Origin of the sequence: Marinobacterium sp. LSUCC0821, from assembly GCF_012848475.1 — a bacterium.
Classification (GTDB): Bacteria; Pseudomonadota; Gammaproteobacteria; order Pseudomonadales; family Balneatricaceae; genus Marinobacterium_E.
In genome coordinates, this window is record NZ_CP051666.1 from 62,540 (window position 1) to 76,691 (window position 14,152).

Annotated in this window: 15 protein-coding genes and 4 tRNA genes; 7 read left to right on the top strand and 12 right to left on the bottom strand. The window is 47.4% G+C overall.

All coding sequences use genetic code 11. The features are described from left to right. Window positions 1–52: 52 nt before the first annotated feature. The 3 genes from HH196_RS00325 to HH196_RS00335 are packed head-to-tail and all read right to left on the bottom strand — an operon-like array spanning window position 53 to window position 2,758. Entirely contained in the window at window positions 53–628 is a 576-nt protein-coding gene (locus tag HH196_RS00325; protein WP_169450129.1) for a hypothetical protein, read from the bottom strand. After that, complete coding sequence (locus HH196_RS00330) at window positions 621–1,406, bottom strand: class III extradiol ring-cleavage dioxygenase (protein WP_169450130.1); 786 nt, start codon at window positions 1,404–1,406, stop codon at window positions 621–623. Before HH196_RS00330 ends, HH196_RS00325 begins: the two co-directional genes overlap by 8 nt. Then, the gene (locus HH196_RS00335) at window positions 1,406–2,758 is read right to left on the bottom strand and encodes a DEAD/DEAH box helicase (RefSeq protein WP_169450131.1); all 1,353 of its coding nucleotides are present in this window, start codon (window positions 2,756–2,758) and stop codon (window positions 1,406–1,408) included. Before HH196_RS00335 ends, HH196_RS00330 begins: the two co-directional genes overlap by 1 nt. 186 nt (window positions 2,759–2,944) lie before the next feature. On the opposite strand from HH196_RS00335, the gene HH196_RS00340 reads away from it, so the two are divergent. Further along, complete coding sequence (locus HH196_RS00340) at window positions 2,945–3,679, top strand: glutathione peroxidase (protein ID WP_169450132.1); 735 nt, start codon at window positions 2,945–2,947, stop codon at window positions 3,677–3,679. A 52-nt stretch (window positions 3,680–3,731) separates the two neighbouring features. Here HH196_RS00340 and HH196_RS00345 read toward each other — a convergent pair whose 3' ends face one another. The 3 genes from HH196_RS00345 to HH196_RS00355 are packed head-to-tail and all read right to left on the bottom strand — an operon-like array spanning window position 3,732 to window position 7,046. After that, window positions 3,732–4,478: a hypothetical protein gene (locus HH196_RS00345; RefSeq protein WP_169450133.1), complete on the bottom strand. Its 747-nt coding sequence runs from the start codon at window positions 4,476–4,478 to the stop codon at window positions 3,732–3,734. Then, entirely contained in the window at window positions 4,475–5,599 is a 1,125-nt protein-coding gene (locus tag HH196_RS00350) for a DUF1501 domain-containing protein (RefSeq protein WP_169450134.1), read from the bottom strand. The genes HH196_RS00345 and HH196_RS00350 overlap by 4 nt, the downstream gene beginning before the upstream one ends. 1 nt (window position 5,600) lies before the next feature. After that, the gene (locus HH196_RS00355; protein ID WP_169450135.1) at window positions 5,601–7,046 is read right to left on the bottom strand and encodes a DUF1800 family protein; all 1,446 of its coding nucleotides are present in this window, start codon (window positions 7,044–7,046) and stop codon (window positions 5,601–5,603) included. 143 nt (window positions 7,047–7,189) lie between these two features. On the opposite strand from HH196_RS00355, the gene HH196_RS00360 reads away from it, so the two are divergent. Together HH196_RS00360 and HH196_RS00365 are read left to right on the top strand one after the other, a co-directional pair. After that, a complete protein-coding gene (locus HH196_RS00360) occupies window positions 7,190–7,912 on the top strand; it encodes an SDR family NAD(P)-dependent oxidoreductase (RefSeq protein WP_169450136.1) in 723 nt (240 codons plus the stop codon). Continuing rightward, complete coding sequence (locus HH196_RS00365) at window positions 7,912–8,775, top strand: amidohydrolase (protein ID WP_169450137.1); 864 nt, start codon at window positions 7,912–7,914, stop codon at window positions 8,773–8,775. The genes HH196_RS00360 and HH196_RS00365 overlap by 1 nt, the downstream gene beginning before the upstream one ends. Window positions 8,776–8,787: 12 nt before the next feature. On the opposite strand, the gene HH196_RS00370 is transcribed toward HH196_RS00365, so the two are convergent. Continuing rightward, complete coding sequence (locus HH196_RS00370) at window positions 8,788–9,963, bottom strand: mandelate racemase/muconate lactonizing enzyme family protein (protein WP_169450138.1); 1,176 nt, start codon at window positions 9,961–9,963, stop codon at window positions 8,788–8,790. Between the two features lie 18 nt (window positions 9,964–9,981). Next, a complete protein-coding gene (locus HH196_RS00375; protein WP_371807842.1) occupies window positions 9,982–10,785 on the bottom strand; it encodes a class II aldolase/adducin family protein in 804 nt (267 codons plus the stop codon). Window positions 10,786–11,048: 263 nt separating this feature from the next. Here HH196_RS00375 and HH196_RS00380 point away from each other — a divergent pair. The 4 genes from HH196_RS00380 to HH196_RS00395 all read left to right on the top strand — a co-directional run bounded on the left by HH196_RS00380 (window position 11,049) and on the right by HH196_RS00395 (window position 11,428). Continuing rightward, a tRNA-Ser gene (locus HH196_RS00380) sits at window positions 11,049–11,136 on the top strand. Between the two features lie 20 nt (window positions 11,137–11,156). Next, window positions 11,157–11,232 (top strand) — tRNA-Asn (locus tag HH196_RS00385). Window positions 11,233–11,248: 16 nt separating this feature from the next. Beyond that, a tRNA-Lys gene (locus HH196_RS00390) sits at window positions 11,249–11,324 on the top strand. Window positions 11,325–11,352: 28 nt separating this feature from the next. Beyond that, window positions 11,353–11,428, top strand: a tRNA-Lys gene (locus HH196_RS00395). Between the two features lie 8 nt (window positions 11,429–11,436). On the opposite strand, the gene greB is transcribed toward HH196_RS00395, so the two are convergent. The 4 genes from greB to HH196_RS00415 are packed head-to-tail and all read right to left on the bottom strand — an operon-like array spanning window position 11,437 to window position 14,151. Beyond that, window positions 11,437–11,937, bottom strand: a complete 501-nt coding sequence (gene greB, locus HH196_RS00400; RefSeq protein ID WP_169450139.1) for a transcription elongation factor GreB — start codon at window positions 11,935–11,937, stop codon at window positions 11,437–11,439. A 3-nt stretch (window positions 11,938–11,940) separates the two neighbouring features. Further along, the gene (locus HH196_RS00405; protein ID WP_169450140.1) at window positions 11,941–12,927 is read right to left on the bottom strand and encodes a zinc transporter ZntB; all 987 of its coding nucleotides are present in this window, start codon (window positions 12,925–12,927) and stop codon (window positions 11,941–11,943) included. Then, the gene (locus HH196_RS00410) at window positions 12,912–13,298 is read right to left on the bottom strand and encodes a hypothetical protein (protein ID WP_169450141.1); all 387 of its coding nucleotides are present in this window, start codon (window positions 13,296–13,298) and stop codon (window positions 12,912–12,914) included. The genes HH196_RS00405 and HH196_RS00410 overlap by 16 nt, the downstream gene beginning before the upstream one ends. 37 nt (window positions 13,299–13,335) lie before the next feature. Beyond that, on the bottom strand, window positions 13,336–14,151 hold the full coding sequence (locus HH196_RS00415; RefSeq protein WP_169450142.1) for a putative RNA methyltransferase: 816 nt from the start codon (window positions 14,149–14,151) through the stop codon (window positions 13,336–13,338). Window position 14,152 lies beyond the last annotated feature (1 nt).

Here is a 14,152-nt window from a genome sequence, read left to right on the forward strand (position 1 = left end):
GCTGAATTTATTTATGGGAGCAGAATACATCAGATTGAGTGAGAAGGAAGTTTTACAGCCAGCTATCGCGAAGTTTTTTGTCTGAAAGCAATCTTTCGGTGTAGTCGCGTAGCGCCACATCCAGTTCAGCTAGTTGATTTGGTAAAGGCTCAACACCTGAATCTATTAGGAGTTTGATCAGCGCTCTATTCCCTTTTTGTAAGGCGTCAGATAGTAGCTCGGGGTGTTCGCTTAAGCTGATACCGAACTGATTAAATCGATTGAGGTGAAGCATCAGCTGGTCGTTATTCAGATGGAGGGTATGCAGAATGGCCGGCATGCCATTCACCTCTGTGTTAGCAGGAACGCCACCCTTAAATAGTGTGGTGAGCAGTGTTAACGATTCGTTGTTATTAAGTGCGATAGCGACTAACTCTTCGGCACTCTTTTTTGCAGACTCTGGGTAGAGTTTGAGAAGTTGCTCAAGAATTGAAACTCGAGCGAGTTCCGTCGCTTTCTGAAGGGCGTTACAAGACTCAATATCTGAGCTGCTTAGTTTACCTGTAACCCCTTTCAGATCGGTTAATCGATCCTTCTCAATAATGGAGATCAGTTGAGTCGCTGGGCTTTTGAACAGTTTGCTAAGCATTGATGCCAAACATCCATGAATCCATTGCGATTGCGCTGTGGCGAATCTCATCGTTCATGTGTTGGAAATCGGTCCACTGGTCGCCTGCTGCACCCATTGCAAAGTAGAGTGGCAAGAGATGTTCGTCGGTTGGGTGTGCTGCCTGTGCGTAAGGGGCATTGGCTCTGTAATCGAGCAGCTTCGCAAGGTCATGACGTTCAATTCGACTCTTAAGCCACTCTGGAAAAGCGGTGACATAAGCTGGTTGGCCAGGCTGGCGCACATCACGTAGGTTGTGAGTTGTGCTACCAGAACCTACGATTAAGACACCAATCTCACGAAGTGAGCGCAGCGCGTAACCTATTTTGTAGAGCGATTTAGGTGTGCTGGTTCTTGGCATTGAAAGAGCAACAACAGGAATGTCAGTATTAGGGTATAGATGGCGTAAGGGTGCCCAAACGCCATGGTCTAAACCGCGCTCGCTATCGAGTTCAGCAGCTAACCCCTCAAAAGAGAGTAGTGATTGAGCGTAGATCGCCAGCTCTTTGTCACCTTTGACTGGATACTGAATGGCAAAAAGCTCATCCGGAAAACCGTAAAAGTCATGAATCGTCTCTGGCTGTTCACTCGCGGTCAGCTTAAGGCTTGAGGTAAACCAGTGCGGAGACATGATCAGAATGGCGCGCGGTGTTGGGTATGCCGCTAGTGCATCCAAACGCTCCTGTTCGGAACGGCCAAAAACTAGCGCATCCAGAGGTGAACCATGTGATAAATAAAAAGTGGGTAGTGTTTTACTCATTAATCTAAATCTAAGTTCTGGCCAGGTTTACGCTTCATCATCGGTGCATTGCCATCGCCAAGGCTTACAGCAGAAGGTTGACGACGCTTGCCCACATGCTTTTGATCGCGGGCACGATTCTTAACCTTCGGTTTGTTATCGGTCTTCCCTTTCTTGTCATCTTTTTTGCGCTTGGTACCGACACTACGGCCATTCTTACGAACCTTTTCAGGTCCTTTGTAGTGACCCTTTAGACCTTGGATAACACGCTGCTCAAATGTCACACGAAGATAACGCTGTATAGTCGCAGCAAGATTCCACTCGCTAGACATGATTAGGTTGATCGCCAATCCTTGACGGCCCTGGCGGCCACTTCGGCCAATACGGTGAACATACTCATCGCCCTTACGTGCCATATCGAAGTTGATGACCAGATCGACACCTTCGATATCTAGGCCGCGTGCTGCAACATCTGTAGCGACTAGGTGGTTGATTCGTCCCTCACGGAAGAGGTTGAGAATGCGCTTACGCTCTGGTTGCTCTAATTCACCATGTAGAACGCCGACACGCATCCCTTGCTTCATCAAACGCTCGCCAAGCTCCTCGGCGAATACGCGCGTGTTACAGAAGATAATGCCCTTGTCGTACTCTTCGTTTTCAGTAAGCCAAAGCACAATGCGCTCTTTGTGAGCAGGGTTGTCCGCCAGAATCATCTGTTGAGTAATAGTGTCGACGGCATCTTGTGCAGTAGCGAGTTGCAGTCGCTGTGGATCGTTCAAACCTACCTTGATGATTGATTCAAGGTTCTTATGGTTAAGTGTTGCTGATAGCAAAAGGGTCTGACGCTTCTCAGGACAGGCATCGATGATGTAGCCCATCTCATCTTTGAAACCCATGTCGAGCATACGGTCCGCTTCATCAAGCACTAGAAACTCAAGATCATCAAAATCCATCGTGCCTCGTTCGAGGTGCTCTTTAAGACGACCAGGTGTGCCAACAATAACTTCTGGGTTTTTGCGAAGGCGAGCCGTTTGGTTGCTCCAGTTCTCGCCACCACAAACGCTCTGAATTTTAACCTGAGTAAACGCGGCAAGATCTGAGAACATCTTCTCAACCTGCTCAGCAAGTTCACGCGTTGGTGCAAGTATCAAGCCACGTGTGCCAGAGCTCGGCTTTGGATTATCAATCAGCTTTTGCAGCATCGGAATGACAAACGCCAGTGTTTTACCACTACCTGTCTCAGCGCCGACAAGAAGATCTTTACCGGCAAGTGCTGCAGGGATGGTCTCTTTCTGAACGTCGGTTGGTTCGGTAATGTTAAGTTGATCGAGCGCCTTTAAAAGACGGTCGCTGATTTTTAATTCGTTAAACACTGGGTGTCCTCAATATTCTGTATGCGCGCATTTTATCAGAAGGAGGGAGTGTACGGCTTGAAAAATCTTGTAAATAGCTAAAGCAAATTGAACGATTAGTTTTAATTAATTTTATTAAAAGCATGTATTTCGATATCTTTTCTCTATCAAATGAATAAACGAGCTACAGGCTCACAGGAGTAAGAGATGAAAAATCGTGAAGGTTTAAATGTTCCAGAGGTGACGTTCCCAATTCGAGTGAATAACGAGTGGGCTAAAGTGACTTCAAGTGATCTTTTCAAAGAGAAGACTGTTGTCGTATTTGCGCTGCCAGGTGCGTTCACGCCAACCTGCTCAAGTACCCACTTACCTCGTTATAACGAGTTAGCACCTGTGTTTGCAAAAGAGGGTGTGGATAGCATCATCTGTCTATCAGTGAACGATCCCTTTGTCATGGATGCCTGGGCGGGTGATCAGGGTGCTGAGAATATCTTAATGCTTCCAGACGGTAACGGAGAGTTCACTGAGGGAATGGGCATGTTGGTTGATAAAGCTGATCTTGGCTTTGGCAAACGCAGCTGGCGCTACTCGATGCTGGTTAAAGATGGCGTCATTGAAAAGATGTTCATCGAGCCTGATGTGCCAGGCGACCCATTTAAAGTGTCTGACGCTGACACCATGTTGAAATACATCAATGCGAATGCAGAGCAGCCAAAACGCGTAACTGTCTTCACCAAACCGGGTTGTCCACATTGTTCGCGTGCTAAAAAAGCATTGAGTGAGGCTGGTTTCAGCTACGAAGAGATAAACCTAGGTGCAAAAGGCCTAAGTTACTCAACGCTAGCGGCTGTCACGGGGCAGGGAACCACCCCTCAGGTATTCATTGATGGTCAGCGAGTGGGTGGAGCTGACGATCTAGAGTCTTGGTTGGCTAATCGTTAACTGTCTCGCTCTGTGTTAACCACTCAGCTCATCAGAGCTGAGTGGTTGTTTTTTATGAGGAGAGTCCCAACTCCAACTCAGCCCCTTCAACCTGTTGCTCGATAGAGAGTGCGTTGTTGTAAAAGACTTTTAAGAATTGATCATGTTGAGTTTTTTCTACGATGCATGCCTGTTTAGCAGCCACAGCAGGGTTTGTGGTTTTGGAGATAAAGTGAATATCTCCAAAGGCGTAAGGTAATGCGGTTCCACAGGCTGCAACTGCATCATTGAATATAGATATGCTCGTTTCAGAGCCCGGAGTGCTGTTAGTCGGGGCAATAATCAACATGACGCTTCGGTCTGTTAATACCCCAAAATGAATCACCTTTGCGCGGGCTTCGATTTGTCTGTTGCCGAGTTGTCCTTTAACGAGCTGTTCTCTGCCATCAGCCATCAAAAGTCGCATCGGTTTGGATTTTAAATTGGGCGCGGCTGTGAATCGCTTTTGATCTGTAACCCATGTGAACCAGCCATCTTTTTCGGCATAAAATTTTGAGGCTTGTTTAACATCCTCGGCCATTTCTGAGTTGCGTTTGCGATTCCGCTCTTTTTCAGCTTCTCGTTTCGCTAGTTGCTGTTGTGCAATGCTCAGTTTGGGTTTTAATAATTTGGCATCGACAGGGTATCGGTGAATTCCCTCTTGATAAGTTTGCGACTCGATTTTAATTCGTTCAACAGAAACGGTTCCGTTGGGTTTTTGTGGTGCTGATTGGCATCCAGCCAGCATAGCGGTAATGACCACCAGATAGGCTAGCTTCATAGGTATATCCTGTCGGTAACTCGTTTTAGGTTGGGCTCAAAAAATACGCGTTCCGCGATTTCATCATGCTCAAGGCCAAGTGTGTGTTCTAGTGCTGCTGCACACAGGCTTCTTGAATCCAAAGTAGCCATCAGGTCGCGCCGCTCAAATAGGTCGCTCTTTGCCAATCCGGGCCAGTCAGCCAGTACCGCGCCACCATTAACGGCGCCACCCCCAATGAACATGCAGGTGCCGTAGCCATGGTCAGAGCCGCTGCTGCCATTCACTTTGACGGTTCTTCCAAACTCTGTGAGAGTAATAAATGTCGTGTTATCCCAGGCCTCACCGAGTGAATCTTTTAATGAACTGATACATAGATCCAGCTCAGTTAGCTTAGATCCTAAACGAGATCCTTGTCCTGCATGAGTGTCATACCCCCCTAGTCGAATCAATGCGGCGATGGGGCCATCCTTTTGTGATAGTGCTTTGCCGGCTTCTCGCGCTAACGCATTCGGGCTTCGATCATTGGATTGGTAGGTGTTTTTAGTCACCCTAGCGATCAGTTTTTCATTGGTGGTTTGCCACTGTTCTGAAAGACCTGAGTGAATTCTTTTTAAGAGATCGGAAGAGGGGTTGTAGGCGCCCTTTACATGAGCCGGATAGTAGTTGTCGATGCTGGTCGTTCCTCTTAGTAGAAGAGGGGTATCCAAGCTCATCGCCCGTCCACCGTAGTTGACTAAATCTAAGCCTCGACCTATCCAACCAGTGCTCTCAGTAAAGGGGGCTTTGCCAGCACCCTGTATGAAGTTTTGCCCCTCAAAATGGGAACGTTTGGTGTAAGGGAAACTGGTTGCATGGACTCCAAGTATGTCCTGACTCAGCATCAGTTTGTGCGTATTACGAAGCGATGGGTCTAATGCCCAATGACTATTGAGATCCAGAAGTGAGGTAGGTAATAACGATTCCCTGTGGCTCTCCAGAGCGCCTTCAGCTTTGGGTACTAATGCACTTAGGCCATCTAGACCGCCCTCCAGCAAGAAGACGACTAAGCGTCGATTTGGGTTGATGGAACGCGCCCAGGTTGGGACAGACGCAAGTGCTAATGAACCGCCTGTCAATTTCAAAAAGTCTCTACGTTTCATGTTAGACCTCCATCATCCAGCGGTTCACAGTTAACGCAATGAATTGCTCATGTCCCTGACCAAATTCCATCACCTTTGATTGATAGCTCAGAGGAACCTGTAGGTGATCCATAATCTCTTTAGGTTTGGCGGTAACAAAAGCTCTGTTCCAGACGGATTGAGCAAATCGCACACGCCTATCAAGGTGCTCTAGGCTTATCCACTCTCTAGATTTGAGAGGGAAACCGTTCGGCTGGCGCTCTTCCCAAAAACTGTTGCCGAGCTCTCTCATCGGTTTAACCACCTCGCGCCCCATCTGCCAAGAGGTAATGTCTTGGTGACTATCAAAATAGTGGGCATCAGCGGCTCTTACAATGTTGAATAGCCAATGGCTAGGCCATAGGACTTTGTTTTCTCCTTCACTCCAGGCTAGCTCTAAGAGTGTTGTATGTACTGCAAGCAGGTTGCCATTGGAGTTTTTCCAGCTATTTTCTAGTGCTTGAGTGACCTTTTTACTGGGTTCGTCACTGATAAAGTGCAGTGCCAGTTTATGACAGATGTACTCGCGCGTTTTATCCAGAGCGGCTAGGTCATTAGTAAACTCTTTAAGCGCAGAGCTGCCACGACCATATTTCTTACCCATAACCACTTTAGTTCCAGTGTCGGCTCGTTTTTTAATGTAGGGGTAATCAGCACTTTTCCACTCTTGATAGGCCCAGCGTGGGTTAAATGCATAGTCTCCCCATCCGGCCAGTATTCTTGCCGCGTTGTGAATGTCATCTTCTGTATAGCCTTGAGCAGGAGAGCAGCTATGCAGCTCCATGATTTCGCGGGCTAAATTGTCATTAAGACCGACCTGTTTGCCTTCTTGTCTTCGATGGCGTCCTTGCTCAGAATTGGGTGATACGTTATCGACATTATCGAGATAACGTAGCATCGAGTAGTGCGTGGTCGCATCATAGAGTAGATCAGCAAAGCTACCGTTCAAATTTTCTAAAATACGATGCTCGTAAAAATCACCCGCTGTGTAAAAAGAGTCATACGAGCCAATTGTGAAATGGTTGAACCAGAAGTGCCCAAGACGTTGTCTAACGGGGTCCTCACCGTATGCTCCATAGTGATTAAATTTGGCTGCATCAAACCACCTGAGGTCATATTTGAACTGAGCCTCATCCAACTTCTCTCTTAAAAGTCGCTCCTCATTTGCATGCTTTTTTCTGAGCGACTCCCTTGCTTCGTCCCAACGCCATACATTGATTAAGCGCTCTTTTAATCCTGGATCTAAATGGGCTGGCCACTCTTCGAAGGCTGGATCTGTACTCCGATTTGCAGCCGGCGATTTAAGTGGTTTGTTGTAACTCAGTTGATCAATTGCCCAATTAACGGGATCGTTGGGGATTGACGAGCCGAGGCGAGGGATAAACCCGACCCGCATTGTGTAGTTTAGTTCTGGTGATTTGGCAGACATAGTAGATCGCTCTTTTCATGAAACTTTAGATTAGTACATTTTCTGAGAAATAAAAGTAGAAGAAATCTATTGCTAGCTCTTACTCGATAGACGGGTCAGACTACTGATGGTTACAATACTTATTCAGTTTAGAAAGGTATGTTATGCAGCGATCAGTCGTAATTACAGGTGGTGCTTCGGGGATTGGTTTAGCGATTGCTGAGCGCTTTACTAAGCTGGGTGATAGGGTCTTTAACCTAGATATCAGCCAAGGTTCAGTGGGCGAGACGTTGATCTGCGATGTGACCGATCATCAAGCGGTAACTAACGCTGTTAATCAAATCGCTGCTAAGCACAGCATCGACGTTGTTGTCTCTAATGCTGGGCGTCACCTTTCGGCTAATATTGAGAATACGACCGAAGCGGATTTCATTTCGATGTTTGATCTGAACGTGAAGGGCGCTTTCTCCCTCGTTCAGGCTGCTGTTCCCCATATGAAAGCGCAGGGTGGCTCGATCATTTTTGTCGGTTCAGATCAATCTTCAGTCGCTAAATCTAACTCCTGTGCTTACAACATGACTAAGCACGCTCTGGCTTCACTCGCCAAAACCACTGCTATCGATTACGCCCAGTTTAATATTCGCTCCAATATTGTCTGCCCAGGTACGATAGAGACGCCGCTCTACACTAAGGCGGTTGAGGCATATTGTGCTCGCTCAGGTGCAGATATTGCTGAAGTGCATCAGGCTGAGGCAAATGAGCAGCCTATCGGGCGCATTGGGCAACCCAATGAGGTGGCTGCAATGGTCGCTTATCTTGCCAGTGATGAGGCTGGATTTGTTACTGGCGCTCTGCTGCCGATTGATGGCGGATATACTGCACGCTAATGATCAGAATTACCGATCCGCACCTTCATCTATTTAATCTTGTAGCGGGTGAGTATGGTTGGTTACAGCCAAACTCAGCTCCGTACTGGCCTGATAAATCAAAACTACTCAGGAATTTTGGTGAGTCTGATCTGTTGCTCTCTGATGGACTAAGCCTATCTGGATACACTCATATAGAGGCGGGCTTTAATAATTCAAAATCTTGGCTGGAAGTGGATTGGATTGAGTCCCAAGCAACTTTGCCTACCAAGACAGTGGGTTGTGTTGACCTCTGTGTAAGCCCTGATCAGTTTAATCAGCAGCTATCTGAATTGTCTAAACGCACTTCTCTTGTGGGTGTTAGACATATTTTTGATGATCAGATTGATACGATTCTTAGTAACCCAAATACGCAGCCCAATTTGCGAAGTTTAGAGCAGGCTGACCTTATGTTTGAACTGCAGTTTGATGTTGCTCATGTTGATCATGTTGAGCAGGTATTAAATCTATTTAAGCAGTTTCCGACCCTTGCAGTTGTTCTTAACCATCAGGGTTTCGGTTCATCTGCTTTGCCTGATGCAGAACGAGAGCATTGGCTTGCGGGGCTTGAAAGGCTCTCGGGATTAGCCAATCTAAAAGTTAAATGCTCTGGTTTTGAGATGCTAGATCGATCGTTTAGTGCTTCGACGGTTAAGCAGACAGTTGAATTGGTTGTTTCTATTTTTGGTGAGAGTAGGGTGATGGTCGCTTCCAACTTTCCGCTGATTTCGCTCTCTATGAGCTATAGCGACTATTGGTCGATGGTTGTGCGAATGTTGCAAGAAGCAAGCTTGCCAATAGAAAAACTGGTAGATCTCAACGCGCGTGAGACCTACCGGTTCTAGTCTGCTATTCGATTACTTAACCTTCACATTCGGTGAGCGGTAGACAATCTCATCGTTTAGTTCAATGCCGATACCAGGAAGGTCTGGAACACTGAACTTACCGTTTACTGGCTGATAATCCTGAATACAGAGCTCACGGTTCCATGACTTGATGGCATAGGTGTGGTGCTCGTGTATTAGGAAGTTAGGAATGGCCGCTTCGAGTTGCAGTGAAGCTGCTGTTGCGACCGGTCCACCACAGACGTGTGCCTGAATTCGAATGTCGTAGACATCTGCATAGTCACACACTTTCTTAGCTTCAGTGAAGCCTCCACAGAGACCAACATCTGGTTGAAGCACATCAATTGATTGATCTTCAAAGTACTGGCGAACATCCCAGCGATGGTAGAGGCGCTCGCCACCCGCGATTGGTACGTTAACGCCTTCGGCTACTTTTTTGTGCACTTTAGAGTTGAGGTAGTTAACCGGCTCTTCATACATCATACAGCCGACCTCTTCGATTACCTTGCCCATCTGAATTGCCGAAGCAGCACCCATAAGGGAGTGGGATTCAAAGATGATATCGACATAGTCACCCACCTCTTTGCGGATAGCGCGAAGTCGATCACCAAATAGTTTCATTTGAGTAGGAGTAAATAGCTTTGTGCGGTCAAAGCTAGAGTCACCGTTTGCGTCATAGACGATTGGGTCAACCTTCACGGCGTCATACCCTTCAGCCATCGCTTTGGCAGCAGCACGAGCATAATCGTCTGGGGTTAGCATCTTGGTGCAATCTTTGTCCCAGTCGAACTGAAGCTGACTTGCGTAGGTACGCAGGTTGTCATTGGTCTTACCGCCGAGTAGCTGGTAAACAGGTAGGCCAAGTGCTTTACCTTTGATATCCCATAGTGCCGTATCAATAGCGCTCATAGCTGCATATAGAACAGGACCGCCACCGAGTCCCCAGAAGCTTTCACGTAGCATACGTGACCAGAGTAGTTCGGTTTTGAATGGATCAAATCCGATTAGAACCGCTTCGGCAATCTCTTTGATCATCGCCGCCGCAGCGCTGTGTCCCCAGTCATAAGCAAGGCCCGCTTCGCCAAGACCGTGGATGCCCTCGTCGGTGTGAATGCGCACAAAGACCGGATTCCAAGGTGGACGCTCTGGGCAGTGGATATCAAAAATCTCTACTTCGGTGATTTTCATTGCTTAAAACTCTAATAATTATTGATCAAATTCTGGGTAGGCTTGTTTTACTTTGCGAAGCATCGCTGGCCAAGCTTTTTGGCCGCCGGTTGTACCTGTGTGTACGACATTCGCTTGCGCTTTGATGCCATCAATCACACTTTGCGGAACGGGGATAATGCCATCCGAGTTGTGTTGCATCTTAACTTGGACTTCGCACGCCATGATCAGGTCATACATGTGCATGAAGGCGTCGCCGATAGTTTTGCCCATCGTCAACGCGCCGTGGTTGCGCAGCATAAAGAAGTTTGCAGTGCCTAGATCATCCTGCAGGCGTTTTATCTCTTCAGGATTAACAGCCAACCCCTCGTACTCATGGTAAGCGATACTTGCGAGGGCGAACGCGGAGTACTGGCTTAAAGGCAGAAGTCCCTCTTTGCGGGTAGCGACTGCAATAAGATCGGGGTGGTGAAGATGGAAGGCGCACTGATCTTCGTGACGTGCTAGGTGAACTGCACTGTGAATCGTAAATCCCGCCGGGTTAATGTCGTACGGAAAGTCGGGATCGATCTTGTTGCCTTCAATATCAATTTTGACCAGATTGGATGCAGTTACCTCATCGAATCGCAGCCCAAATGGGTTGATTAAAAGCTCTTCAGTGCCGGGGATGCGGGCTGAAATATGGGTATAGATAAGATCATCCCAGCCGTGCAGAACAACCAGTCGGTATGCAGCAGCTAGAGAGATGCGTGTTTGCCACTCAATATCAGAGACTTTGCCGCGCAGATTCACTTGCGGAATGTTGTACATAGAGTCACTCAAATAGTGTTTTTCGAAGATCAAATCCTATCACAGAGATTTCATCTCAGGCACTGACAATAATCATGAATCCGTATTCTCCTGCCTGCTTAGCTTAGATCTTCAACGATTGGTCATCTGCATTTAATTGATCTACTGAAGTTAACATTGATCGAATAACAACCGATTTGATCTTGAGTTGGTTGAAAACTGATCAACTGGACCATTTTTCTTACTTTTTTGTTAAAAAAGAGTCCTTAATAGTTGACAGAAAAACTGAGCAAGGTAACATCTGCGCCCATCCTAACGGAGGGATGGCTGAGTGGTCGAAAGCACCGGTCTTGAAAACCGACGAGTCGAGAGGCTCCCAGGGTTCGAATCCCTGTCCCTCCGCCATTAGGATACACCAGGTTTATTCCTCGATAGCTCAGTTGGTAGAGCAGTAGACTGTTAATCTATTGGTCGCTGGTTCGAGTCCAGCTCGAGGAGCCAAACCAGAGTTCGGTGTGGGTCGTTAGCTCAGTTGGTAGAGCAGTTGACTTTTAATCAATTGGTCATAGGTTCGAATCCTATACGACCCACCATTCTCACCTTACTCACATTACCTATTCAGGGTCGTTAGCTCAGTTGGTAGAGCAGTTGACTTTTAATCAATTGGTCATAGGTTCGAATCCTATACGACCCACCATTTTCCCTTTACACGTAACGAATCGCTAAGATCTCAAACCAAACTTCTTCACCGTTCGGTTTTGTAAACTCTATCTCGTCACCTAACTCTCTTTTCAGCAGTCGTTTAGCCATAGGAGAGTCGACACTGATGTAACCCTGTTTGGGATCTATCTCATCGGCTCCGACAATACGGTAGGTGATCTCTTTCTCATCTTCGTCGAGTAGCGTGACCCATGCGCCAAAAAAGACGGTGTCGCGATTCTCAGGTAGATGCTCAACGACTTTAAATTGATCCATTCGCTTTGCTAAGTAACGAACGCGACGGTCTATCTCTCTTAACTCTTTTTTGCGGTAGATATATTCTGCGTTTTCAGATCGATCCCCTTCAGCAGCAGCCTCTTTGAGGGCTTGGGTGACCTCTGGGCGACGCACTTTCCAAAGATGCTTCAGTTCAGCGTTAAGGCGGTCAAAGCCCTCCTTAGTGATGTAGGGAGAGCTCTTTTCGGCAGGCGGGCGCCAACGTCCCATGGTTTAGAGCCAGCCTTTGCGTTTAAGCAGATAGACTAGACCAGCTGTCACTACCGAAAGTCCGCCAAGAAAAAGAGCAAAGGCAGTATCGCTCTCTGCCCCAGGTATGCCACCAAGATTGACGCCAAGCAGGCCTGTTAAGAACCCCAATGGTAGAAATAGACCGGAGATGATAGCTAGAAGGTAGAGGCGCTCATTGAGCTGCTCCGAGAGCTTAGTCATGATGCTGTCTTGTGCTGCAACGGCACGTTCACGAAGCATATCTAGATCTTCTATGTGGCGTGTTAAACGTTCGTTGATCTCAAAAAACTCGACACGTTGATGGTTGCTCAAAATCTTTGATTCAATCACGCCTAGTTGGGATAGAGCATCACGCTGTGGGCCTAGGTATCTTTTTAAACGCGCATTGGTAGCACGAGTATTCGCGAGCTGCTCACGAAGCGTTTTGGACTCATCACGCTCTAGCTCCTCTTCGAGGGACTCTAGGTCGATATCCATCTCTTCGACTAGGTTGCCAATTCGATCGGTAAGGCCGCTAGAGAGCTCTATTAGAAGCTCAGCAAGGGTATTTGGGCCTTCACCTTGGCGAAGGGATTCAATCATGCGGATGACTGATTGCAAACGGCGTTGGCGGGAGGAGATGATCCGTCCTGGTTCGATAAACAGGCGAACCGAAACCATATCCTCTGGATCGGCATTCTGGTTGAGGTTGACGCCTCTCAGAACAATCATGAGTGACTCATCCGAGGTTTTAATAACACGAGGGCGAGTCTTCTCTGCAACAAGCACCCCAACACCAACACTTGGAATAGACGCTTGAGACTCAAGCCACTCCTCTACACCTGGTTGCGTGTAATCGAGATGCACCCAGAGTTCACCATCGCTATATTGCCAGTTTGACAGCTGTTCGAGCGTAAGGTCTCTAGCCCCGCCTTTACCATCAAGAAGGAGTGCGTGTAGAAGAGCATCTGAGGTTAGTTCGTAGCCCATACGATCTTCTCCTCATTGCCATTGTGAACCTTCCACCACTCATCAGGGTCATCTCCCTCTTCCCAGCCACCCACAATACAGCGGGTTTGAGTATCTAGATCCGCTGCAATCTGTTTTGCGCAGTCTAGATCTTGAAGCCAAGGTGTTTCTGCTGAGTCAAACCAGATGCTTGTCCATGCTTTCCCGACAACGCGCTCTTGAATCAATACATCAATCTCAACCCCATGTAGGGTTGCGGTTAACTGAGTGGTATCTTTACTGATTTTGGGTGTGCTGAGGTTCTCGGCAATGGATGCTAGCCACTCGGTAAGTTGCTTGCCGTTGCACTCTTTTACATACACCTCTATGTCGGGATGGCGTGTTTCGCTCATCACTGCTCCTTATATTCGGTAGCTCTATAGAGGTAATTTAGGCTTTTTGCTTGAAAACTGCGAGATGAATATCGACTTCAGTGGTGAATTGCTTGATTTCACCCAATTTAAGAGCGGCGCGTTGCCCATGGGGTGTCATCATTAGCAAGTTGTTCAGTGCATCGCCCGATGGCAGGGTGAGGGGGAAGTTAACTCTCACATCTTCAATAAGCTCATAACCTTCACCCAGCTCTTTGCCAGGGTCAGAGATTTTCTCTCTAACGGTTTCATAGATCGCTTCGCGCAGTGAGTAGAGGTGTTTAACGCCAGGGTAAGCGATGATGACTACGCCAGTATCTTTAAGAATCTTAGCCATCGGTTCGCCAAGCACGCGGCTAAATACAATAACGGCGAGGTCGATCGACTTTTCCGGCACTGGTATCTGCGCAGAAGAGGCGACAGTCCAAGTAATATCTGTGCCTCGCTTGCAGGCACTTTTGATCGCATGCTTTGAGATATCCAGACCTAAAATATCTGGACTCTTAGCTTTTAGAGCGTTTGCAAAACGTTCTGTGTAGTAACCTTCGCCACAGCCAAGGTCGACAATCTTTGGATGCTCTTCTGTATATTTGTCTGCCAGTGAGGAGAGAGTGTCCGATACAGGTTGATAGTGGCCGGCACTAAGAAACTGCTGACGTGCCAAGATCATCTCAGGGTTATCGCCAGGATCTTTACTACGTTTGTTTTGAACCAGCAGTAGGTTCCAGTAACCCTGCTTAGCTCTATCAAAGCTGTGTCTGTTTTCGCAAGCTAGGCTACGCCCATCATCAGTAGGGGTTAGTTGCGCGCTACAGACTGGGCAGATCAGTTGCATC

What these genes read in the sequence shown, in the direction of transcription:
- HH196_RS00325 (WP_169450129.1), bottom strand. Translation starts at nt 628, where the DNA reads ATGCTTAGCAAACTGTTCAAAAGCCCAGCGACTCAACTGATCTCCATT.
- HH196_RS00330 (WP_169450130.1), bottom strand. Translation starts at nt 1,406, where the DNA reads ATGAGTAAAACACTACCCACTTTTTATTTATCACATGGTTCACCTCTG.
- HH196_RS00340 (WP_169450132.1), top strand. Translation starts at nt 2,945, where the DNA reads ATGAAAAATCGTGAAGGTTTAAATGTTCCAGAGGTGACGTTCCCAATT.
- HH196_RS00345 (WP_169450133.1), bottom strand. Translation starts at nt 4,478, where the DNA reads ATGAAGCTAGCCTATCTGGTGGTCATTACCGCTATGCTGGCTGGATGC.
- HH196_RS00350 (WP_169450134.1), bottom strand. Translation starts at nt 5,599, where the DNA reads ATGAAACGTAGAGACTTTTTGAAATTGACAGGCGGTTCATTAGCACTT.
- HH196_RS00355 (WP_169450135.1), bottom strand. Translation starts at nt 7,046, where the DNA reads ATGTCTGCCAAATCACCAGAACTAAACTACACAATGCGGGTCGGGTTT.
- HH196_RS00360 (WP_169450136.1), top strand. Translation starts at nt 7,190, where the DNA reads ATGCAGCGATCAGTCGTAATTACAGGTGGTGCTTCGGGGATTGGTTTA.
- HH196_RS00365 (WP_169450137.1), top strand. Translation starts at nt 7,912, where the DNA reads ATGATCAGAATTACCGATCCGCACCTTCATCTATTTAATCTTGTAGCG.
- HH196_RS00370 (WP_169450138.1), bottom strand. Translation starts at nt 9,963, where the DNA reads ATGAAAATCACCGAAGTAGAGATTTTTGATATCCACTGCCCAGAGCGT.
- greB (WP_169450139.1), bottom strand. Translation starts at nt 11,937, where the DNA reads ATGGGACGTTGGCGCCCGCCTGCCGAAAAGAGCTCTCCCTACATCACT.
- HH196_RS00405 (WP_169450140.1), bottom strand. Translation starts at nt 12,927, where the DNA reads ATGGGCTACGAACTAACCTCAGATGCTCTTCTACACGCACTCCTTCTT.
- HH196_RS00410 (WP_169450141.1), bottom strand. Translation starts at nt 13,298, where the DNA reads ATGAGCGAAACACGCCATCCCGACATAGAGGTGTATGTAAAAGAGTGC.
- HH196_RS00415 (WP_169450142.1), bottom strand. Translation starts at nt 14,151, where the DNA reads ATGCAACTGATCTGCCCAGTCTGTAGCGCGCAACTAACCCCTACTGAT.